This window comes from Bifidobacterium kimbladii (assembly GCF_032193675.1).
GTDB classification, from domain to species: Bacteria; Actinomycetota; Actinomycetes; order Actinomycetales; family Bifidobacteriaceae; genus Bombiscardovia; species Bombiscardovia kimbladii.
This window is the reverse complement of sequence record NZ_JASTZZ010000002.1, coordinates 20,308-43,520: the sequence shown is the minus strand read 5'-3', so window position 1 is coordinate 43,520 and position 23,213 is coordinate 20,308. Positions and strand designations below refer to the sequence as shown.

Sequence of the window (23,213 nt, the reverse complement as noted above, 5' to 3'; positions counted from 1 at the left end):
CTCACTGCTCTCCTGTGGGGACGGGGACCTTGGCCAGGGCTTCGGCCAGCGCTTGGTGTTCATCCATGTCCGCCAGCCTGCTCTGGGCGGTCAGGACCAGCCGGTGGGCCAGGATGGGGTCGACCAGGTCCTTGACGTCATCGGGGATCACGTAGTCGCGGCCCTGGGCACAGGCCCGGATCCTGGCGCAACGGACCAGAGCCAGCCCGCCTCTGATGGAGGAGCCGACCCGGATGGCGGGACTGTGCCGTGTGGCTTCGATGATGTGGATGACGTATTCCATGATGGATGAATCGCAGAAGACCTTGGAGGCGCAGACGGCCATGGCCTCCACCTGGGCGGCGTCGACCACCGGTTCCACCAGGCCTGCCCGGTCGCGGATGTCGGCCTCTTGAAGGATGCGCATGCTGGCATCGTGCCCAGGCGCCCCAAGCGAGGTGCGGATCAGAAAGCGGTCCATCTGCGCCTCGGGCAGGGCATAGGTGCCCAGCTGCTCGATGGGATTCTGGGTGGCCATAACCATGAATGGCCGGGGGAGGCGGTAGGTGCGGCCATCCACGGTCACCTGACCCTCCTCCATGACCTCCAGCAGGGCCGACTGGGTCTTGGGGGAGGCTCGGTTGATCTCGTCGGCCAGAACCAGGGAGGCGAAGACCGGCCCGGGCCGGAAGGAGAATCGTCCTTGAGACTGGTCATAGAAGGTCACGCCCAGCAGATCAGAGGGCAGCAGGTCGGGGGTGAACTGGATTCGCTTGCAGTCCACGGCGATGGAGGCAGCCAGGGCGCGTGACAGCTGGGTCTTGCCGGTGCCTGGATTGTCTTCCAGGAGCACATGGCCTCCCGCGATCAGGGCAGTGACGCACAGGGCGATGGTCTCCTCCTTGCCCAGCACCGCCTGGCCGACGTTGTCCACGATGGAGCGGAAGAGGCCGGCGAAGGTCGGCACATCCACGGCGGCCTGGCTGCTGCCTGCGGTCTGGATTGATCGCCTCTGCTGCCTGGTGCCTGCTGCCCGATCCGCTGCTTCGGTGGAAGACCGCCTGTCCCGTTCTGTCTCTTCCACCTCCCCGGGTTCGTCGGTCCTGACTGCGTACGTGGGGGCCGAGGTCTTCTCCAGCTGGGGGTGACGGGACTGATCAGTGACATCGACAAGGTCAGGCCTTGCAGGAGCTGATGAGGGCCGGGCGAACAGGTCACGGACCGGCTGGCGGCCGGGGATGGTCCCGTCTTCAATCATGGTGCGGTCAGATGGGCTGGATTCCGCTCCGGACTCCCCGCTTATTCTTTGTCTGGCAGACACAGGGATGCGACCGGGCCGGGTCCGGTCATCGCTCACCGCCGGAGCGGATTCCTGCTGGCCCAGACCGGCCATGAGGGCTTGGCGCTGCCGCTTGAGTACATCCAGTCGGTCGGCAGGGATCCGTCGGCTCTCGCTGCCCTCCTCGCGGACGGCTTTGGGGGTACTTCTCCTGGTCGCGTCATCCGGGATGGTGCCGTCCTGCTGGATGGGTTCCTGTGCGTTTCGTTCATCCATGGTCATTCATCCTTGTCTGCTGAGGGGACCCCTGACGGGTAAGGGTCTTGTCTCTTGGCTTGTTGGTCTCCTTGGGCAGGGTCAGCTCCTTGGTGGCGGCAGGCGAATGGCCTTCGGACCCCATCCCGCGGATGCGAGCGACTGCCCGGAAGGTCAGCGTGTCACCTGGCTTGGCGGATCCAGCAGGCAGGGTGATGACTTCACTGACCTCCGGCTGGTTGCAGGGCAGGGTCCAGGAGGCCTTGTCGGAGTCGAGGCCATCGATGCTCACCTGGATGTCTGCGCAGGACCGGCCGTGTTCGCCCCCGGGGGCAAGGACCAGCTTGACCTGGTCCTTGCCCTGGTACTCCAGAGTCTGGAATGCAGGGGGATCCGGATGCGACCAGGTGGCTCCAGAGGCTGAGGCCACAGGTCCGGATCCGGCCATATTGGCCGGAGTCACCCTCACCGTGCAGGTGGCTCCTGCCTCGTCATGGCCGACATCGAAGACCGCCTTGGTGGCGGTGGCCGCGCGCCATCGTGGCGAACCGCAGCCGGAACCCTCGCCGTGGACCGTATAGCCCTGGATGGGCGAGCCATGATTCTCTGGCGGGCGCCAGGTGACGGTCAGAGTTTCCTTGCTGCCGCCGTCCACGGTCAGCGCCTGCACGCCTCCGGGAAGCGCGTCCGGTCTGGCTGCCGCCGGCGAGGAGGCTGGGGACCAGCCCACCTGGTTGTGGGCTTGGACAGTGAAGGAGTAGTCATGGCCGTTGGCCAGCCCGTCGACCCGGCAGGTGACGGCATTGCCGCAGGAGCGTTGTCCCGAGCCTGCCGATGAGGTGTATGAGACCCGGTATTCGTCCACTGGACTGCCGTTGGCTGCGCCCGGCTCCCAGGCCAGGCGAACCGTTCCGTCGCCGGCCTGGGCGGCGCCCGCCAGCATTCTGGGGGCCTGCGGGCGGTCGATGATGCCCACGGTGATGGTGGCGCTCACCCGGCGTCCCGGATCCCGGCTGCCATCCTCGACCGTGGCCAGAATGGTGTTGGTGGAGGCGCCGATGTCACGATCGGCCTTGATGGCGATCCGCCCGTCGCCCAGGTTGCTGGCTGTCAGTCGTGAGGTGTCGTCGCTGACCAGGCCGACCAAGCGCAGCGGAGTGTCGGGGAAGGGGTTGAGGGCGTCGTCGAACAGGTTCAGCTCCAGGCTCTGCCCGGCTTTGAGCCCCACCTGGCGTGAGGGGACCGAAGCCAGGGGCCGGGTGGTGGCGACGATGCGGAAGGTCAGGACCGCACGCACCTGGCCGGATGAACCGGTGATGGTTACCGGCAGGGTGGCCTTGGTGCCAGGCGTTGCGGTCTTGTCAGCGGACACGTTCAGCTGGCCCCGAGGGCTCAGCCTGGCATGGATCGGCCCCTGGGGGTCCCCGGAGGAGAAGGTGCTGTCTGCCGGGTCGCTTCCCTGGGGCCAACGGGTCATGGCAGGCAGGGATATGGTCTGTGCCGGCTCCCCGGCCACCAGATCGATGACCGGTGCCGAGAGGACCGGCGGGGCTGCTCTGCCGCCCACCACGGTGATGGGCAGGGTCAGCACCGACTCGTTGACGATGGCCTGACCGCCCGGATCCCCGTCACGGACGGCAAAGGTCAGTGAGGCTGGACCGGCATAGTCCTTGGCTGCGGTGAACCTCAGGGTGTGCTCGTCCACATAGGGGTCGGATCCGTCGGACTTGGTGGCCGAAACGGACTGGCGGGAGGTGATCCGTGCGGTCTTGCCTGCACCCACCCTGACCTGATCGGCGATGTCGATGGTGATGCTCTGGCCAGCCCGCACTTTGAGGGCCGGAGCGCGAGGCCTCAGGACAGGGGGGAATACCCCATAGGCGGGGACCTTCACAAAGGCCATTGAGGTGATCTTGTACCGGGTGTTGGTGACGGTGTAGGGCACAGCCCTGGCCTGGTCGGTCAGGTCGATGACCAGCTTGGTGGAGCCGGCTTCGCCTGCGGTCCTGGCGTGGGCCCTGGCTCCAGGATGAATCCCAAGGCGCAGGTCATCGAGGGTGCCGGATGGATTGCTGATGGAGTCGTCCAGATTGACCTCCACGCTGCGCTTGTCCACCGTGTCCTCGGGAGCCACCTGGTAATCCTGGGCTATGGGCGGCTGGATGGGGGCTTGAGGATCCGAGACCACGGTCAGGGTGGCCTGGTCGCTCAGTCCCGCCCGGTTGCGTGCCCGGTAGACCAGGTAGGAGGTGCCCGGCTGTGAGGGGGCGGTCAGCCGGATCATGCCGTTTTCCACGCTGGCCTGGTCCAGGCCCTGGCGCTCCAGGTGGGGGTCCAGACTCAAGGAGTCATCATCCCCGGAGATGTCGTTGAGCAGAACCGGCACATCGGCCACGGTCCCAGGCCGCAGCCTGACCTTGTCGTCCCGGGCGAAGACCCCGGTCACCGACGAGTCAGGGAAGACCCCGATGCGTACGCGCGCCTGGGCACGCTGCCCCACCCAGTCCTCCACGGCGTAGGTGAACTCGTCGGTGCCGTGCGAGTCGGGATAGGCCTCATAGATCAGGTAGTCGGCCCCGGCTTTGACGATCCTGCCCAGCCTGGGCGCCTGGTTGCCCAAGCCGGACAGGGTGTCGCAGTCTCCATCCTGGTCGATGCCGGTCAATGGGACGGGGATGCGCACCTTGGTCCCGGCAGCCACCTGGGCCCGCAAATCCTTGGGTGTAGGCGCGGGTTTGCTGGCCGGGTCGGAGGCATGCACCCGGAAGGTGATGGTGCCCGAGGCCGCGTTGCCCAGATCGTCCCTGACCGTATAGGCGGCTGGGAAGTCCCCGGTGCGCTCGCTGGCCTGATATCTGACCGTGTCCCCGGATACGAAGGCCAAGCCTGCAAAGGTCCGCTGATCCGTAGTCAGCTGCTGGTCCAGGGTGACGCTGGTCCCGTCAGCGTGAGCGACCTTGTCCATGACCGAAACCGTGACCAGGCCCGATGAGCGGACCCCAACCGTCAGATTCGGGGCCTTGGGCGCCGAGGCCGCCCTGCTCAGGGAGGGGGGCTGCAGGACGATGGTCCCCTGAGCCGTACCATCGGCGTTGGCAACTGTGTAGGCGATGCTCAGCGGCCGTGTGGGGATTTTTCTGGCAGACAGGTAGACCCGGCGGTGGTCCACGATGCCGACCTTGATGCCGGAGTCCGGATCCACGCGCACATCGGTCAGGGCCAGCACTCCGCCCATGGGATCCAGGTCGTTGTCAAGCGGATCGACGATGGCGGTCTGGTCGGCCCCCAGCAGGGCTACGTCGTTGACAGGAACCGGCAGCGCGGATCCGCCCTGGCTGTGTTCTACCTCCAGCCTGACCAGCCCCTGGGTCTCCCGGTCACCCTGGGCTACCCGGTAGGGCACATAATAGGTGCCTGGGTTGGCGGCGGTGGCGGTGAAGGAAAGGCTTTCGGCGTTGACCTCCACCTGGATTTCATCGGGTTTGTCGACCCGGACCAGGCGGAGCGGCTGAGCGGCATTGGCGTGTACGCTCCTGCTCAGGTCCACGGTGGCCTCTCGGCCGGGAGCGGCCTGGCGAATGACCGGATCGACCAGTGGAGCCAGGGTATTGACGGGTTTGACGGTGAAGTAGATCAGTCCCTGACCGCTCATGACTCCGTCGGAAACAGTGACTTTGACAGCCAGCCGACCGGAGGTGGCCGACCCGACGCTCATGGTCAGCTGTCCGTCAGCCCTGGTGGACAGGGATATCCGATCCGAATTGACGGACTCGGCGCCGGCCAGGGTCAGCGGGTCCCCATCAGGATCCTCGAAGCCGGCCAGGGCGTTGACAGTGGTCGTGGCGCCCTGCTCCACCTCGTACTCGGGAGGGGTGTCGTTCTGGACCGGTGCCTGGTCGCCTCGGTCCATCTTGGCAGGGGCGATGCTGAGGTCGATGCCAGCCGAGGAGACCTGTCCGCGTCCGTCGGTGATGGAGTAGTTGATTCGGGCCCGGCCCACAGGTGCGTCGCTGGCATCCACCTGCAGGTAGCGGCCGTTCATGACCGGAGTCAGGCGCAGATTCCCTTGCGAGCTGCGCGCATCCTCGATTCGCAGAACCGAGCAGTCCGTCTGGCGATCGTTGCGCAGGGGGTCCAGCAGGGCTCTGGAACCGGCCCGGATGCCCAGGGTGTCGTCCTCGGCCTGGATGGGTTGGGATCCTGATCGACAGGTGGCCGCGAACCGCTGGCGATTGTCGGCCGAGTCCTGACGCTGATCGGTCCTGTCCGCGTGCTTGACCTCCATGGTCTGCCACTGCGGCCGAATCACCTTGGTGGAGGATCGAGGATTCCAGACATCGCCAGTGAGCACGTCGTTGAGGATGACTCTCCGGTGGTTGGCCCGGAAGACCAGATCCGAGGTGGGGCTGATGGCCTCCAGGGTGGAGGGGCGCGGCTGCGGTGACCGGACTCGCGGCACGGCTGTCCCTGTTGCGCACAGCCGCAGGAAATTGTTCCCCGAGGAGGCCCAGGCCGTCCAAAGGCATCCGCCCGAGGATACCGGCTGGGCGGGTTGGCCGTTGCCGCCGGTGCCTAGAGTCTCAACCTGATTCCGGGGGTGATCCAGATCGACCAGGTGGACGCTTTCCTGATCGGTCAGGCCCACCCAGGGTCCCTGACGGTCCATATCCACTGGAGTGGACTGGAGCTGCAGGTCTCCCCGGTGCGGTATCCGGATGGATCCCTTAGGCCAGTAGAGCCGGTCGCCTGCCAAGAGGACGGGTCTTCCGTCGATGACGCTGAATGCAGTGGCCCGGACGGGAGTGTGGTCCGTCAGAGAGTCCAGCTCACGGTGGGCCCGGGAGTCCGGTCCGTCGATCCTTAACACGACCCCGTCCGAGGGCCGGTAGGCGTAGACGGCACCGGAGGCATCCACAGTGACGGCGGCCCCGGAGCCTAGGGTCAGCACAGGGTCTCGGCGCTGAGGGTCCAGATCTCCCGGCGAAGCGGCCCGGCCCACCCAGATTCTGCCGGTCCGTGCCTGGAAGAGGGCCAGAGTGGGTCCGTTGACCATCCGTTGAACCCTGGCATCCGACCGGGTGGTGTCCCCCAGGGTGGCGGTGGAGGCCGCTATGGGAGCCATGCCTCCCTCACGGCCCAGGATGACCGCGTATCCGCTCTGGGCCAGGTCGAAGCGGTCGGTGCCCGTCGACAGGGCCACGTCCGCCTCTCCGATGTCGGGCTTGAACCGGGCTACCTTGCGCTCGTTCTGGGAGGTGATCCAGATGCTGCCGTCATCCACCTGAACGGCGCGGCGGTCCACCCCATGCACGAATAAGACGCCCAGGACGAGCAGGACCAGCGCCGTCAGCGTGACGGCCAGGATGGCGGCAGGGTTCCTGGCGCGGACGGCCAGAGCATGCCGCAGGCGCAGCCCGGCCCGGCGCATCCGCAGGAATCGTCCCTGCAAGTCCATAATCCCTTGGGTTCCTTTCCTGTCCTGCCACACAGGCTCGGCTTCTTAACTCGTCCCGGACCGCCGTCAATGCTCTCTCTGAGGACTGATTTTAGCTGGTTTGCAGGGTCTTGGCGGTCTGTGAAAGTCGGGGTGGTCGAATGTGAAAATTCATCCACCGAGGGTTCACTGAACGGCGCAGATGATGGTCGGTTCCTGGGACATGCTCCGGTCGGCCCGCACCAGGGTGACGCTGATGCAGGTCTGGCCCCCCTGCGGATCGTCGATGCGGGCGGTCGGCTGTCGGGTCTGTACGCTGCGGCCACGATCTTCGGCGCCGCCCTGGTCCAAGGGATGCCAAACATAGCTGTCTCCCGGTTTGGGGTCGGGATTGGCCCAAACGAAAACTGCCGTGGTGCCCTGGTAGCGGCCCTGACCCTGGGTGGGCGAGGGAACTGAGCCCTCCTGCAGGTCATGAGGGTCGCTCGAATCCGTCGGGTCCGGGGACTGCGCCTGCTGGGATTGGACCTGGGAGGAACCTGCTGCCGGCTGTGAACCTCGCTCGGATCCGTTCGGCAGGCCGACAACCAAGGCCCAGACCAGGGCAACGGCCAGGACGGCAGCGAGGATCAGCGCCAGAAGAATCACACGGCGGCGGCCGCCGGGAAACCGCCTAACCTGGCTGCCTTCATGGTCAGTGACGGCCTCCCTGCCTGGTTGCAGGCGCGATTTTGAGCTGACCCCAGTCCCGGTCCAGGAGTGACCGGACTCCTTGCTTTTTGTCCGGCCTGCCATGGCACCGGTATGGGCGTGCGAGCGTGCATCTCCCTGTGGATAGGGGGCGATTCCCTCGCCGATGAAGGGCGTCGCATGGCCGTAGAGCTGCTGCTGGACCTCCTGCAGGGCGCGGCCGAACTCCAGCGCCGAGTAGTAGCGGTCGTCCCGGTCATGGGCCATGGCCTTCTCCAGAACCGCAGCCAGCACAGGGGAGGCCTCACCCATGTGCAGAACCGGGGTTTCCGCTGTCAGGATCAGCTGTGCCAGGTGATCCTCATCCCGGGCCCGGTAGGCGTACTCGTAGGGGGAGCGGCCGGCCAGCATGCCGAAGAGCGAGGCGCCCAGGGAGTAGATGTCGCTGGCCTCGGACCCTCCCGAGCGGTTGGCCAGGACCTCCGGGGCCGCCCAGGGTATGGAAAGCCCGCCGGCCCGTTCGCCTCCATAGATGCCAGAGGAGATGCCGAAGTCGGCCAGGACGGACAGGCCCTGGTCGGTTATCAGAAAGTTGCTGGGTTTGACGTCCCGGTGCAGGATCCCGCGTTCATGGGCGCAGCAGAGGGCCGAAGCCATGCGCACTCCCAGGTCCAGCACGCCTTCCTGGTCCATGCCCCCCTTGAGCATGATGGTCTTGCAGCTGCCGCCCGGAGCGTATTCGAGCACCAGGCAATCCCGTCCGTCATCGCTGACCAGGGCCTGGTGGATGCTCAGGATGCAGGGATGGGTGGAGAGCTTGGCCAGGGTCTTGGCCTCGCGCAGAAAGAGCTGATGGGTCTGCTGGTCCATGCTGCCTTGGAGGGCCACCTTGACCGCCACAGGTCGGTTGAGCCCCTCCTGCTCGTACAGGTAGACGGCGGCGGTGCCTCCCAGATCCAGGGGTCGCAGGAGCCGCAGCCCGGGCAGCGCCGGCGCCTGGTCCATGGCTGGAACCGCACCCGGGCGCCGGGCCTGGGAACCATTCTGCTGCAAGGGACATCACCTCCTGGGGACTGCCTGAGAACTGTAATCCACGATAACAGCACGCCGCTCCCGATCAGGCTTCCTTTGAGCCTCCTGCGGACGGTTCAGGACCAGTGGGTTCCGGGGCCTGCAGATGGACCATGCCGACCCCTATTCTTGTAGCTATGAGCAAGCAGCCACCGGTGGATCCGCAAGAGGCCATGGAACCGGTCCGCGCCCTTATCGGTGATCGGCTTCGGAACGAGGAGGGTCGGCCCACCCGGGCCCTGGTGGTGGCTGGTCCTCCCCGCAGCGGCAAGACCAGGCTGGCCACCCGAGCCCTGCTGGCTGGCATGGAGCAGTTCGGCGACGGTGCCAGCATGGCCGTATCAGGTAGGACCGCGGCCGACCAGGTCAGCCGCCAGGTCATTCTTGAGCGGGGCAGGTCCGACCGCACCCGGCCTGTGGGCACCCTGCAGGCCCTGGCCTTCCGTCTGCTGACACAGTCCCGGCTGGCCCAGGGGGGCCACGATCCGCTCCTGCCCAGACTGCTCAACGGCGCTGAGGAGGATGCCCTGCTCAGGCAGGTCATGACCGTCCATCTGGAGCATGTACAGGCCGGGGACGACTGTGCGGTCTGCCGACTCCTGGAACGCTACTTCCGCAACGGGGCGGGCTGGTCGGCCGTCCTGGTTGGCGACGGTCAAGGACGGGTCGTAGGGGTCGCCGACAGGTTCATCGCCCAGCTGCGGGACATGTTCGCCCGCATGACGGAATTGGGTCTGGACAGAGGTGACCGGGACCAGCTTCTGGATGCCTTGGCCGTACAGCCCATGGACCCTGACCGTCGCGACCGGCTGGGCCTGCAGTGGCGGCTGGCTTTCGCCCTGGAAGATGAATATCGCCAGAGCATCACCGAGAGCTACCCGGACGAATTCCGTCTGGATCCCTCCATGCTTATGGTCGAAGCCTCCCGCAGCCTGGACGGGCTGGCTGATGACGACCTGCCTGACCTGCTGGTCGTGGACGACTGGCAGGACATCACCCTGGCCGGGATGGGCCTCTTGCAGGGCTTGAACCAGGCTGGCTGCCGACTCCTTCTGGTGGGCAATCCCGATCAGTCGGTCCAGTCCTTCCGCGGCTCCTATCCTGAGTTTCTGGCCACTCGCCTAAAGGCCCTGTCCAAGCCCATGCCCGGCGCCGCCGCCCCTCTCCTGGCCCAGGACTTCGCCTGTCTGGGCGCTGCCACCGTGACCCTGAAACCCCGGAGGATGGTGGTTCCTGAAGCGGCCGCAGAGCATGCCGAAAGCGTCCAGGGCTCCTACGCCGATCTGGTGGCTGCCAGGGTCAGCCTGGGCATCGCCGGGGTTGAGGAGAGCGACACCCCTCTGCCCGACAGACCCGGCAAGCTGCCCGCCTGGCCCGGAGCCGGCCCGGTGGCGCCCCTGGCCGCCGGTGACAGCCTTATCTGCGACGGCAGCGTGCAGACCAGGCTCTTCCACACCCCTGACCAGGAGGACGATGACCTGGTTTGGCAGATCAAGCATGAGTTTCTGGCCAACGATCGTGACTGGAACGACATGGCCGTCATCGCCCACGACAACATGACCCTGCGCAACCTGGGCCGCAAGCTGCGCGTTCAGGGCGTGCCGGTGCGCTTCTCCTCGGTGACCCGTCCGCTCAGCCAGGAGCCCGCCATCCAGGGGCTCTTCGCCCTGGTCGAGCTGGCCCAATCGGTGCTGGACCCTGGCACCGCCGGAAGCGCCCCGGACGATCCCGCCCAGGTGGCAGCCTGGATCCGTTCGCGCCTGCGCACCCTGATGGCTGGCCCGCTCTTCCGGGTTCCCGCCACCGCCGCTCGTCAAGAGCGTCCCGTCAGGATGGAACGCCTGGAGTCCATCATGGAGACCATGGCCGCATTGGCCCCCTTGTCCGGCCAGCAGGGGAGCGATCCGGACTCATCAGGCTCCTTGGACGACCTGCCCCTCCTGGGACAGGCCTGGCAGGCCTGGGTCAAGGTTCTGGCCGAGCGGCGTGCCCAGCGGGACCGTTCATCCGGCATCAGCGTCGACGATTCCCTGTTGACCAGGCACGATTCCGTCGAGCCAGGGGGCGGGTCCGGCCCCTTCTCCACTTCCTCGGCCCCCGACCAGCCGGTGGATCTGGGCGACCAGGATGCTCAACGGCCAGCCATTCTGTCTGTTCAGGCCCTGGAGACCCTGCTGGTTCTGGACCCGGATGACCGATCCTCAGGGATCATTCTGGAGGCCATGACCGCCATCGCAGGAGGTCGCCGTGAGGATCCTGACGTTCAGGTCCTGGACAAGGCCCTGCAGGTTCTGCGCCTGACGGCCACACGCATCAGCGCCCTGGAGGACCGTCAGCCCCAATACGTGCTCTGGGAGGCCTGGCGGAGCCTGGACCTGGCCGACGACTGGCAGCGGCGGGCCCTGATGGCCACCCAGGAGGGTGAGGAGGCCAATGACCGTCTGGACGCGCTCATGCGGCTCTTCCAATACGCGGCCGGCTCCCGTCGTTTCCCCACGGTCGAGGCCTTCATGGACCAGGTGCGCACCATGCAGGTCGAGGCCGACTCACTGGCGCGGATCGGGCCCATCGAGCACGCCGTCACCCTGACCACACCCGCCGGGGCCGCGGCCCTGGCCACTGACTGGCCCCTGGTCTGGCTGCCCGCCGTCCAGGACGGGGTCTGGCCCAATCTGATCCCCCGCGACACCATGTTCGGAGCCGAGGAGCTGGCCGACCTGGTTCTGCACGACCGCATCGGCGACCCCCTGGCGGACACGCTCAGCCACGATCCTGCCCTGCGCTCCATCCTCTATGCCGAGAAGAAGGGCTTCCTGGAGGCGCTGACCCGGGCCCGGACCCAGGTGCGCATCAGCGCGGTCTGGAACGATGACCTGGTTCCTTCGGACTTCCTCTACGGCTATCTGCCTGAACGTTATCCGCGCACTGCAGATATGAGCCAGGCCGAGTTCAGCATGGTCGGCGCTGGCTCAGGCGGCAGTGAGCGCTACGGAGGGCTGGAGGTGTCTGCCAGGGGCCTGACGGCGGCCGCCCGGTCCGTCCTGGCTGTCCAGGCGCTGCTTCCGGAGGGCCGGATTGACCGGTACCGCGTGGACGATGCCGTGCAGACCTTGCGGCTGCTGGCCGATCAGGGCCAGGATTCTGCCGATCCCCGGCATTGGCCTTTCCTCTATGACTATGGCCAGGATGGCGCTGCTGAGTCGGCCTCGGAGGAAGAAGTTCATACTGCACAGGCCGCCGCCTCAGGCGTCGCATCGGTTGCTGAAAGGGACCGTGCTTCTCGGCCCGCACCTGTTGCCGCCGGGCAGGCTGAGCGACCGGATCGAACCCACGACCGTGACCATCGCCATGAACACCGGTCCGACCGCCAGGTGGTTCTCCTTTCGCCCTCAGCGGTCGATGCCATATGGAACTGCCCCCTGGAGTGGGCCCTGGGCGATCAGTTCTCCGGCCCTTCCCCATCCAGGGTGCCCACGGAGTTCGGCTCCCTGATTCACAAGGTGGCCAGCGAGGGCACGGCCCAGGGTCTGGATCGCCCTGGCCAGGGCGATCCTGATGCCCGCCAGCAGCAGGTGCGGGATGCGCTTCTGGACATCTACCAGGATCTGGCTCCCCAGGAACAGCGCCTGCGGGACCCTGACGAACTCTATGACCAGCGCGGTCGCAGCAGCCGGGTGGGGTCCATCCTGGACAACCTGGCCTCTTATTTCGTCCGCTCCTCGGATTCCGAATACGGCCTGGAGGGCAAGAGCCCGGTCCCGGTCGGCGACCTGCTGGGGGTCCAGAGCGAGCGTTCCTTCGACGTCAGCCTGTCCGTAGAGGACCTGGTCCCTCTTTGGAAAGCCACCTTCCCTGACAGGCCTCTGGATGCCGACGGGCTCTTCGCCCTGATGTCAGGCCTGGTCGACGGCTTCCCGGCAGCCCTGGATGCCAGGACGACGGTCAGGCTGACCGGCCGCATCGACCGTCTGGAGGTCAGGTCCCTGCCCGAGGGCATCCGTCTGCGGCTGGTGGACTACAAGACCGGCAGAGTCCCCTATACCCAGGGGCAGCTCTTCAACGACCTGCAGCTGGTCTGCTATCAGCTGGGACTGGCCTTCCCGCCCACGCCCGGCAGCAGCCCGGAGGTGGGGGCGGCCTGGAGCCTGTCGCAGGCCCCCGACCTGGAGAGGACCGAAAGTATGAGGCTGAGCCAGTCCCTGCTCCTGCAGCTGCAAGCCCCGCCCAAGGATGCGCAAACGGGCCTGCGCCGGGAGGAGATGGCCTATCAGCCGCCCCTGTTCGAGGGTGACAGGCTGGTCACTGTCGCTCAGCCCAGAACCGGCATGCCCTCCCCGCTCAAGTCCAAGGCCGAGCCTGCGGACCTGCCTGATCAGGTGCCGCCCGGGGTGGATGCGGACCTGTGGGCCATGGTCCGAGCCGCCAGGGTCTCCTCCCAGGCTGTATGGGGGCTGACCATGATAGCCAGGGTCTTCTTCGCTGCCGGGGTCAAACTGGCGGCTGGCCTGGATGATGCGGTCTTCGACCCGGCCCGTTGCCATCGGGCCGGCAATGGCCAGGAATGCCAGGCATGGCAACTGGTGGCGCCCAACCTACTGGAGGATCAGGAATGAAGCAGACTGCCGAACAGTCCGCTATCGTCGATGCGGATGTCAATGAGGATCTTCTGGTGGTGGCCGGCGCCGGCTCGGGCAAGACCATGACCATGACCAGCCGGATCATCGCCCTGATCCGCCGGGGAGTGCCCTCCGAGCAGATTCTGGGATTGACCTTCACCCGCAAGGCCGCATCCGAACTCCAGTCCAGGGTGGGGGCGGCGGTCATCCGACGCGACCAGGGCAGAAGCACCTCGGGCGTGGATCCCGAACGCAACTTCCTCAAGCCGACCGTGTCCACCTATGATGCCTTTTTCCAGTCCATCGTGCGCCAGTATGGCCTGTTGGTGGGCATGGACCAGGACACGCGTCCCCTGAGTTCGGCAGGGGCCTACCAGCTGGCCTCCCAGGTGGTCGCCGACCATCTGGATCTGATCTTTCCCGCTGGTTCCTCGGCGCAGGAGGGCGACTCCGACGACTTGGGCTCTGCGACCTTCTCGACCACCGTCAACCGGGTCCTGGGGCTGACCGGGGCGGTGACCACCTCCATGATCAGCAGCGACTGCCCTGATTTCGATCAGGCGGTGGAGCGGATCCGCGCCTGGGACCGCGCCTTTGTGGATCGAGCGGACCAGCTCATCGGCGACCAGCCCGTGCCGGCCGCCGAGACTAAACCCAGCGGGACGCCGCCCAAGCGCAGCAAGAAGGAGACCGACGAGCACTATCAAGGCAAAATCAAGGCCTTCCAAGACAAGCGGCAGAGCATTCGCCTCTACCGGGTGGATGCCATGCGACGGGCGGTTCTGACACGCGAGAAGCTGCTGACCCTGGTCCAGGACTACCAGCGGGCCAAGAGGCAGGCCAACATGGCCGAGTTCGGCGACTTCACCCTGGCCGCCTTCCAGCTGGTCGAGCGCTTCCCCTCCATCAGCGCCCAGCTGCGTCGCCGCTACAGCCACGTTTTTCTGGACGAATACCAGGACACCTCCACCACCCAGGCCCTGCTGCTGGCGGCCATCTTCCATCCGCAGAATCGGCAAGAGGGCCGGGGGAGGGAGGAACAGGCTCCCGGCAGGTCGGCCGTGACCGCCGTGGGCGACCCCTTCCAGTCCATCTATGCCTGGCGCGGGGCCAGTCCCGGGGCCTTCCGCACCTTCCAGGCCCAGTTCGGCATGCTGGCCGACCGGCCCGCCTCCGGCGGCGGCCCTCTGTCTGGCGTGACCGCCTTTGGGCGCTCGCAGGACCAGGACCCGCTGACCCTGTCGCGCACCTTCCGCAACTCCAGCTGGGTGCTCAAGGCTGCCAACCAGCTGACCGTCCCCCTGCGCCATCGGGGCCAGGAGAGCCGGTCCGAAGCTGAACTGCGCGAGGTGGACGTGGCCAGGCTCCGTCCCCGTGAGGACGCCGACCCGGGCACCGTGGGCCTCCTGGGCTACAGTACCGGCGGTCAGGAGATTGATGGAGTGGTCAGGTTCGCCCTCAGGGCGCGCGAACTCTATGGCAACCGAGGCGACGCACCGCACGTGGCTGTTCTCTTCCGTTCCAAGGCCGCCCTGCCCAGGTACCGCCAGGCCATGGAGGCTGCAGGGCTGAGCTGCCAGGTCGTCGGGTACTCCTCCCTCTTCGACCGGCCCGAGGTCATGGATCTTAGAGCCCTGCTCTCTCTGATCTGCGACCACACCGACAGTGATTCCCTGATGCGTCTGCTGGCTTCGGCCCGGTTCGGCATGGACGCGGCCGACCTGAGCGCTCTGGCCTCCCTGGCCGCCAAGGTCAATGAGGACAGCCAGTACCGGGCCCTGGTTAGGGCCGGCCTGGTCGAGTCCGACCCTGATCCGCGCCGCCGTCGCGAGGATCTGCACCGTTACCGGGACCAGGTTCCCAACGACGTTTTCCTGGTGGATTTGCTCCTGCGCGACGATCTGCCAGACCTCTTGAAGAGTTCCGGGCTCTCTGCCAGAGGGCGGGCCCTGGCCACCGAGGCCGCCCGGGTCATCTGCCAGGTCCAGGCCGAGTCCTCAGCCCCCCTGCGTCAGGTGGTCATCGCCGCCGTCCGTGCTCTGGATCTGGACGTGGACCTGGTGCTGGCCCGCTCCCTGGCCAATCCTGAACATCCTCTGGAGCCCAGCCAGGCCAAGGCGGGCATCCAGGCTCTGCTGGACCAGGTTGATGTCTACCTGTCCGAGCTGCCCCAGGGCCTGGGGCCCAGCCTGCGCGGGTTCGTCTCCTGGCTGTCCTCCCTGGACCAGAGCCCCGAAATGCCCACTGACGGGGACGACCGGCAGGCCGATGTGGCCCTGATGACCGTTCACCAGGCCAAGGGTCTGGAGTGGGATGCTGTGGCGGTTGTCGGGCTCAAGCGTGGAGCCTTCCCCAGCAGCCAGGGCGACCGGCTCACGGTCAAGCCCGACTCGGACCGGCCGGTGGTCCAATCCCCGGATGGCCCGGTCTACCAGTACAACTGCACGGCCCGTACCTGGCTGGTCGATCCCCAGTCCGTGCCGGTGCCGGTGCGGGCTGATGCCATGATTCTGCCCCGCTTTCCTCACGACGCCCCCTTGGGAGCTGACCCTGAAGACCTGCTGGGTCGGCTTGACCTTGCGGGCCTGGAGGAGGAGGCCATGGGCCTGTCTCGCGAGAGCGGACTGGACGACCAGGCCCGCCCGGTCCATGCCGATGCCATCGCCCCCTCCCAGCGCGAGCAGTACGGCCGTAGGCTGCTGGACGACGAGCGACGGCTGATCTATGTGGCGGCGACCAGGGCCCGACATGACCTGCTGCTGACCTTCAGCCAGGATTCCCAGGCGGAGTCTGCGGCCCTGAACACATCGGCTCCGGACCCGGATAAGGCCTCCAACTTCTGGACCGAGCTGGCGGAGCTTTTCCAGGAAGAGCCCGATGCGGTCAAGCTGGAGCAGGCAGAGGATGCGCAGGAGGGCCAGCCAACGCCGCCCTTGGGGCTCTTTGTCGGTGAGCACGCCCAGTCCTACCGCCAGGCCATTGTCGATCGCGCCCTGGAAGAAGTGGATCAGGTCGCCGCCCGCGATGGCCAGCGTGACCAGGCGCTCTGGCCTCCGGTTCTCAATGCGCGGACCCGTGAAGCCCTGGATCGCTCGGCCGCCTGGGTGCGCGCCAGGGAACCGGGCGACCCCGCAGTTGATGAGGAGGGCGATGGCGGGCTCTACGCCAATGCAGTCCGCGTCCTGCAGGTCAGCACCGGCCGTCTGGGAGTAGCCGACGACCAGCTGCTCACGGACCTGGATCTGCTGCGGCGCACCGGCCGACGGATCCTGGGGCATGGGGCTAGCAGCGTCACTGCCATCCAGGCCGGTTCGGCAGGGGGCGATCCCAGGATGGAGAGGGATTACTGGCAGGGGCTGGTCAGACCCATACCTCAGGTGGCCTCCCCGCAGGCCGAGGCAGGCACCCGCTTCCATGACTGGGCCAGACGCTTCATCCTGCCTGATGTCTCCGCCCCTGAAGGGCTGGTGGACCTGCCCGATCAGGCGGAATCACCGAATCTGCTCGATGGTCCGCTGGGTCCCGGGGCCATGGCCGAGCGGGCCCGCATGCTGGCCGAGCTTGACCAGGAGCGGGAGTCCCTGGATTCCCAGGCCGATCCCGTGCAGGCCCGTCTGCTGACCTGGGAGCAGCGGCTGGCCGAGTCTGACTGGGCCCAGCGCACCCCCGTCTGGGTGGAACGGCCCATCGTGGCGGTGTTGGCTGGCTCTATCGTCAAGGGCAAGCTGGATGCGGTCTTTGCCGGCGGACTGGATCCTGAATGCACGGATCGGCGCTACACCATCGTGGACTGGAAGACTGGAGCCCGGCCGCGCGGAGAGGAGTCGACCAACCGCCGTCTGGTCCAGCTGGACTTCTACAGGCTGCTCCTGTCACGCTTGCAGGGTATCGGCCTGTCGACCATCGACGCCTGCCTTTATTATGTAAGCGAAGACCGGCCCCAGGATCGACTCATCAGGGCCCGTGCCAGGACCGAAGAAGAAATTCTCACATCCCTGGCCGAGGGCATACCCGAACAGTCGGACGAGGACTGAGTCTGTGGCAGACCCCGCCAGATAAGGCGATGGGTGCCGCGCATCAGCAATCATGAACAGCAGGCGATCGGCAGACGGCCAAAGGCCGGCATGGGGCCGGGCACGCCCGAATGGAGCAATGAGACAGATGACTACGTCCAGTAATCGCGACCAGGCCTCCCGCAGGAGGGGGAGCGTGGAAATACGACCTATGGTCTGGGCGGATATGCCCGACCTGGTGGGGACCTTTGACGCCACCTGGAAGGTGCAGGAGGATCCCGAAGGAACTGTGTCCCGGCTGAGCGCCGCCCACTTCATCCTGCACTACCTGGTGGGCGCCACCAGGGCTCGGATAGCGGTCGACGGGCAGGATTTTCTGGGGGTGACCCTGCTGGCCGAGGGGCGTGGCGAACTGTGCTTCCCCCAGGCTGAAGAGGAGCTGGAGCAGGTGGACCAGCAGCTGTCTGCCACGACCTTGGGCGCCAAGACCCTGGACCGGGCCCGCCAGTGGCAGCTGACCGAGGTCAGGCTGGAGGAGCAGCGCGGCCTGGCGGTCCCGCCCCAGGCTGAGCTGAGGCTCTTCCTGGTCTCCAGCCGTGCCCGGGGACGCGGTGTGGGCGGCGCCCTGTGGCGTGACACCCTGGAGCATCTGGACCAGGCGGGCATTGAGCGCTTCTACCTGCACACGGACTCCTCCTGCGACGTGGGCTTCTACGACCATCAGGGCATGGAGCGGCTGGCCGAGCTCAAGGGCCGGGACCATGCGGCCTTCGCCGGTCGCGACCCCTCCGACGATCCGCAGTTCTTCGAGGGTATTGACGACATCTTCATCTACGGCGCCCGCGTGAGCGACCAGCTGGGCAAGGACGGTGATCATGGCGGCCGCTAAATCCCCCTTCCTGCGCCTGTTCACCTACCCGGGTGCCGCCGGTTTCTGCCTGTCGGCCGTCCTGGCCCGCCTGCCCCTGGGCATGATGGGTCTGGGCATTGTACTGGCCTTGAACAACATCTATGACAACTGGACCTCGGCCGGGCTGATGAGCGCCGTCTACACGCTCTGCGCGGCCCTGGTCACCCCTTTCTACGCCCGTCTGTTCGACCGGTTCGGCCAGCGTCGGGTCGGAGTGACCGCCCTGATCGTGCAGGCTCTGGCCATACTGGGATTTGCGGTGGGGGCCATGCGCCGGGTTCCCTTGGGAGTGCTCTTTGTGCTGGCGGCCCTGATGGGCCTGACCCAGTTTGCCTTCGGAGCCCTGGTGCGCACCCGCTGGGCCTGGGTGCTGCGCGATGACAAGACCAATCTGCTCAACACCGCCTATGCCCTGGAGTCAGGTCTGGACGAGTGCGTCTTCATCCTGGGACCCATCCTCTCCGCCTACCTGGCCACCTCGGTCAGCCCGGTCTCCCAGCTCTACCTGCCCGCTCTGGCCCTGCTGGTTGGCGGACTGACCTTCTTCGCCATGCGTTCCACCGAGCCGCCGGCCGTCGTTCGTATGGAGGCCGTAAGCCAGTCTGCGGCGGATCATTCCCCGGTGGATGCCCATGGGGACGTGCTGCCAGGTGACACTGACGGCCACCAGGGCTCTCGCTCGGCTCTGGTCTACCCGGGCATCCTCCTGCTGGTGGTGATCTTCGTAGTCTTCAACATGAGTTTTTCGGCGGTGGACGTCTCGGTGACCGCCCTGACCAAGTCCATGGGCCGAGAGGGTGCGGTAGGCCTGCAGCTGGCCCTGTTCGCCCTGGGCTCCCTGTGTGGGGCGCTGATCTTCGGCTCGGTCAAGCTCAAAGGATCCCGCTGGCGCTATCTGACGACCTTCCTGGTGCTGCTGACCCTGGGCTACGTGGTCTTCCGCCTGGTCATGGACAACCTGGTCCTGCTGGGTCTGGCCGAGGTGCTGACCGGCCTGTGCGTCTCGCCCATCTTCGCCACCGGCAACCTGATCGTGCGCGAGAACGTGGATGCCCGGGCCCTGACCGAGGGGCTCTCCTGGCTGTCCACAGGCGGATCCATCGGCACCTCCCTGGGATCAACTCTGGCCGGAGTCGCCCTGGATCAGTTCGGGCCTCACGGCGGCATGACCATTCCGGCGGTGGTCACCTGCTGCGCTGTCCCCTTGGCGCTGCTGGGCTGGGCCAGGAGCCGCAGGAGGGGTATGGTCGTGGAAAAGACCGAAAATGCACAGTGAATGAACAGTGAAGAAGGAGGCAGCCGATGATCCGCGTATCGGTGCTGGGCGCAGGCGGACGCATGGGAACCGAGGTGGTGCGTGCTCTGAAGGGCGCGCAGGATATGCAGACGGCCCTGCTGCTGGGGCCGGATGACGATCCGTCGTCCATCAATCCGAGCAATACGGATGTGGCGGTCGACTTCACCAGCCCCGATGCCGTCCTGGGCAACACCCTGACCCTGATAGGGCAGGGGGTCCACGCCGTCATCGGCACCACCGGCTGGACCAAGGAGCGCCTGGACCAGGTCAGGCAGGCCCTGGACGGGCATGCCGGACTCAGCGTCTTCATCGCCCCCAACTTCGCCATCTCCGCAGTGCTGGCCAACCGGTTCGCAGCCATGGCGGCCCGCTACTTCGAGTCGGCCGAGGTGGTCGAGCTGCACCATCCCGACAAGGTTGATGCCCCCTCCGGCACGGCTCTGGGGACCGCTTCCGCCATCGCTGAAGCCCGCCGTCAGGCTGGGATGGGTCCCATGCCCGACGCGACCCAACAACCTGATCCCTCCAGAGGCCGGGTGGTTGACGGTGTCCATGTCCATGCCGTCCGGCTGCGGGGACTCAATGCGCATGAGGAGGTGCTCATGGGCAACCCCGGCGAGCAGCTGACCATCCGCGCAGACAGCTTCGAGCGTGTCTCCTTCATGCCCGGAGTCCTCCTGGCCGTGCGCCGTGCTGGAAGCATTCCAGGACTGACCGTGGGCCTGGACCACTACCTGTTCTGATATCCGCAAGAGCGTCCCCATCTGCAAGTAGCGTGAAGATATGACTGAGACCGTTACCCATCTGCTTCCTTCTGCACCCTTCGGACGGGTGATCCCCGCCATGATCACGCCTATGAATAAGGACGGATCCGTGGATTACGAGGCTGCCGCCAATCTGGCCCGCACCTTGGTGACCGATGGGGCCGACGGCATTCTGGTCAACGGCACCACAGGCGAGTCTCCCGTCACCCATATGGAGGAAAAGGTCAACCTGGTCAGGGCCGTCAAGGATGCTGTCGATGTGCCCGTCATCTCCGGAGCTGGCTCCAATGACACAGCGCACACGGTACGCATGGTGGAGATGACCCAGGAGGCCGGGGCCGATGCCCTGCTGGTGGTCATGCCCTACTACTCGCGGCCCTCCCAGGACGGGGTGGTGGCCCACTTCCGCTCGGTATGCCAGTCGGCTCAGCGACCGATCATTCTCTACGATGTGCCCGGACGGACCGGACTGCACGTCGAGCTGGACACCTACCGGCGGCTGGCTGAGCTGGATGGGATCGCAGCCGTCAAGGATGCCACGGGCGACCTGGCCTCCATGACCCGCAAGCGCCAGGAGACCGGCCTGACCTGGTATTCAGGCGACGACGGGCTCTATCTGCCTTTCCTGGCCCTGGGCGCGGTCGGCGTCATCTCGGTCATCGCTCATGTGGCATCCGGGCCCATGAAGCGTCTGGCCGACGACTTCGATGCAGGCGATCTGAATGGCGCAAGGGAACTGGCCACACGTCTGGATCCGCTGGTCCAGGCTCTGAACGGTCAGGGTCAGCAGGCCGTCATGGCCAAGGCCGCTCTGAAGGTGGCAGGCAGACTGGATCAGACGGCCATGAGGCTGCCCAATCTGGGTCCCGATGAGGACCAGGTGGCTCTCGCCCGCAAGGGAATGAAGGCCGCGGGGCTGATCTGAATCAGTCCTGAAAGCAACGTCGCCCCTGTATAGGCAGGGGCACAGATGATAGAAACACAAGTGACAATGGCAAGAAAACAAGAAGAATCAAATACGACCGGCAAGAGCAGAAATCGTCGGTCCTCCTCCAAGAACGGCAAGCAGGGGTCAGGCAGGTCCCGGGGCGAATCCCGCAGCCGCCGCAACGGCGCCATCGCCCGCGGCAAGGGGACCCAGACCGAGCAGCATCTGGTGGCGCCTCCCAAGTACCGCAAGGGATCCATGCGCATCGTTCCCCTGGGTGGCCTAGGCGAGATCGGCCGGAACATGAATGTGATCGAGTACAACGGCCACATCCTGCTGATCGACTGCGGCGTGCTTTTCCCTGAGGAGGAGCAGCCGGGCGTGGACCTGATCCTGCCCGACTTCAGCTACATCAAGGACAAGCTGGACCAGGTGGACGCCCTGGTGCTGACCCACGGGCATGAGGACCATATCGGCGGCGTGCCCTACCTGCTCAAGCTGCGTCCGGACATCCCCCTGATCGGTTCCAAGCTCACTCTGGGGTTCGTCGATGCCAAGTGCGAGGAGCATCATCTCAAGCCCACCGAGGTTGAGGTCAAGGGCCGCGACAAGCTCAAGGTGGGCCCCTTTAACCTGGAGTTCGTTGCGGTCACCCATTCCATTCCTGACGCCCTGGCCGTCTCGGTGCGCACTCCGGCGGGTCATATCATCGACACCGGCGACATGAAGATCGACCCGTTGCCTTTGGACCACAGGCTGACCGATCTGCGCGAGTTCGCCAAGCTGGGCGAGTCCGGCGTGGACCTGCTCATGGTCGATTCAACCAACGCCGAGGTCCCCGGCTTCGTCAAGCCCGAGATCTCCATCGCCCCCGCCCTGGACAAGGCCTTTGCCGAGGCGCAGCGCAAGATCATCGTGGCCTCCTTCTCCAGCCACGTCCACCGTGTGCAGCAGGTGGTCGACGCCGCCCACAAGTTCGGTCGCAAGGTGGTCTTCGCCGGCCGATCTATGGTCCGCAACATGTCCATCGCCTCCGACCTGGGCTACCTGCACCTGCCTGAGGACACCGTGGTCGACCTCAAGGATGCCCACAGCATCCCGGACGAGAAGATCGTCTACATGTGCACCGGCTCCCAGGGCGAGCCCATGGCGGCTTTGGGCCGCATCGCCGACGGGACCCACCGTGACATCACCATCAATGAGTTCGACACGGTCATCCTGGCCAGTTCGCTGATCCCCGGCAACGAGCATGAGGTCTACAAGGTCATCAACAAGCTGGTGCGTCTGGGCGCCAAGGTGGTCAACCGCGACAACGCGGCCATCCACGTCTCCGGCCACTCCGACGAGGGCGAGCTCCTGCACTTCTATAACATCGTGCAGCCCAAGTGCGCCATGCCCATCCATGGCGAGAACCGGCACCTGGTGGCCAACGGTCTGATCGCGGTCAAGACCGGCGTGGATCCGCAGAACGTGGTGCTGGCCGAGGACGGCGACGTGGTGGATCTCTACCATGGCCAGGCCGCTGTGGTCGGATCAGTGCCCTGCGGGTACGTCTATGTGGACGGCGACTCTGTGGGTCAGCTGACCGACGACGAGCTGGAGCAGCGTCGGATTCTGGGTACCGAGGGCTTCGTCTCCGCCTTCGCCGTGGTCGACACCGAGACCAGCAAGGTCGTCTCCGGCCCCAAGCTTTACCTGAACGCCGTGGCCGAGGATGAGAGCGAGTTCAAGTCCATCAACGCCCAGATTGTCGATCAGCTTGAGGATGCCATGTCCAAGGGAACCACCGGCACCTACCAGCTCCAGCAGATGATGCGCCGCACCCTGGGCGGCTGGATCTCACGCAAGCTGCACCGCCGGCCCATGATCGTGCCCGTGGTGGCCGACATCGCCACCGACGTGCAGCCGCAGGACTGACGCCACTGCCTGCATACTGATACCGAAGGCTCCGGTCGCCCAGATGGACGGCCGGAGCCT

Annotated in this window: 10 protein-coding genes; 7 read left to right on the top strand and 3 right to left on the bottom strand. The window is 66.2% G+C overall.

What is annotated here, in order from left to right; genetic code table 11:
* Position 1: 1 nt before the first annotated feature.
* The 3 genes from QRX41_RS03535 to QRX41_RS03525 form a co-directional block, all read right to left on the bottom strand.
* Positions 2-1,534, bottom strand: coding sequence for an AAA family ATPase (locus tag QRX41_RS03535; RefSeq protein WP_313838755.1), 1,533 nt, complete (start codon positions 1,532-1,534; stop codon positions 2-4).
* Positions 1,527-6,968, bottom strand: a complete 5,442-nt coding sequence (locus tag QRX41_RS03530) for an Ig-like domain-containing protein (RefSeq protein ID WP_313838754.1) — start codon at positions 6,966-6,968, stop codon at positions 1,527-1,529. Before QRX41_RS03530 ends, QRX41_RS03535 begins: the two co-directional genes overlap by 8 nt.
* A gap of 165 nt (positions 6,969-7,133) precedes the next feature.
* Positions 7,134-8,690, bottom strand: a complete 1,557-nt coding sequence (locus tag QRX41_RS03525; protein ID WP_313838753.1) for a serine/threonine protein kinase — start codon at positions 8,688-8,690, stop codon at positions 7,134-7,136.
* A gap of 173 nt (positions 8,691-8,863) precedes the next feature.
* On the opposite strand from QRX41_RS03525, the gene QRX41_RS03520 reads away from it, so the two are divergent.
* The 7 genes from QRX41_RS03520 (at position 8,864) to QRX41_RS03490 (ending at position 23,153) form a co-directional block, all read left to right on the top strand.
* Positions 8,864-13,321, top strand: a complete 4,458-nt coding sequence (locus QRX41_RS03520) for a PD-(D/E)XK nuclease family protein (RefSeq protein WP_313838752.1) — start codon at positions 8,864-8,866, stop codon at positions 13,319-13,321.
* Positions 13,318-17,358, top strand: a complete 4,041-nt coding sequence (locus QRX41_RS03515; protein ID WP_313838751.1) for an ATP-dependent DNA helicase — start codon at positions 13,318-13,320, stop codon at positions 17,356-17,358. Before QRX41_RS03520 ends, QRX41_RS03515 begins: the two co-directional genes overlap by 4 nt.
* A 127-nt stretch (positions 17,359-17,485) precedes the next feature.
* Positions 17,486-18,226 (top strand): GNAT family N-acetyltransferase, encoded by a 741-nt coding sequence (locus QRX41_RS03510; RefSeq protein ID WP_313838749.1) that lies wholly within the window; start codon positions 17,486-17,488, stop codon positions 18,224-18,226.
* Positions 18,213-19,523: an MFS transporter gene (locus QRX41_RS03505; RefSeq protein ID WP_313838747.1), complete on the top strand. Its 1,311-nt coding sequence runs from the start codon at positions 18,213-18,215 to the stop codon at positions 19,521-19,523. The genes QRX41_RS03510 and QRX41_RS03505 overlap by 14 nt, the downstream gene beginning before the upstream one ends.
* Before the next feature lie 26 nt (positions 19,524-19,549).
* Entirely contained in the window at positions 19,550-20,287 is a 738-nt protein-coding gene (gene dapB, locus QRX41_RS03500; protein ID WP_313838745.1) for a 4-hydroxy-tetrahydrodipicolinate reductase, read from the top strand.
* 40 nt (positions 20,288-20,327) lie between these two features.
* Positions 20,328-21,233, top strand: a complete 906-nt coding sequence (gene dapA / locus QRX41_RS03495; protein ID WP_313838743.1) for a 4-hydroxy-tetrahydrodipicolinate synthase — start codon at positions 20,328-20,330, stop codon at positions 21,231-21,233.
* 66 nt (positions 21,234-21,299) lie between these two features.
* Entirely contained in the window at positions 21,300-23,153 is a 1,854-nt protein-coding gene (locus tag QRX41_RS03490) for a ribonuclease J (protein WP_306221813.1), read from the top strand.
* Positions 23,154-23,213: the final 60 nt, after the last annotated feature.

Excerpts from the sequence above, each read along its gene's own strand:
- QRX41_RS03535 (WP_313838755.1), bottom strand. The coding sequence starts at position 1,534 with ATGGATGAACGAAACGCACAGGAACCCATCCAGCAGGACGGCACCATC.
- QRX41_RS03530 (WP_313838754.1), bottom strand. The coding sequence starts at position 6,968 with ATGGACTTGCAGGGACGATTCCTGCGGATGCGCCGGGCCGGGCTGCGC.
- QRX41_RS03515 (WP_313838751.1), top strand. The coding sequence starts at position 13,318 with ATGAAGCAGACTGCCGAACAGTCCGCTATCGTCGATGCGGATGTCAAT.
- QRX41_RS03510 (WP_313838749.1), top strand. The coding sequence starts at position 17,486 with ATGACTACGTCCAGTAATCGCGACCAGGCCTCCCGCAGGAGGGGGAGC.
- QRX41_RS03505 (WP_313838747.1), top strand. The coding sequence starts at position 18,213 with ATGGCGGCCGCTAAATCCCCCTTCCTGCGCCTGTTCACCTACCCGGGT.
- dapB (WP_313838745.1), top strand. The coding sequence starts at position 19,550 with ATGATCCGCGTATCGGTGCTGGGCGCAGGCGGACGCATGGGAACCGAG.
- dapA (WP_313838743.1), top strand. The coding sequence starts at position 20,328 with ATGACTGAGACCGTTACCCATCTGCTTCCTTCTGCACCCTTCGGACGG.
- QRX41_RS03490 (WP_306221813.1), top strand. The coding sequence starts at position 21,300 with ATGGCAAGAAAACAAGAAGAATCAAATACGACCGGCAAGAGCAGAAAT.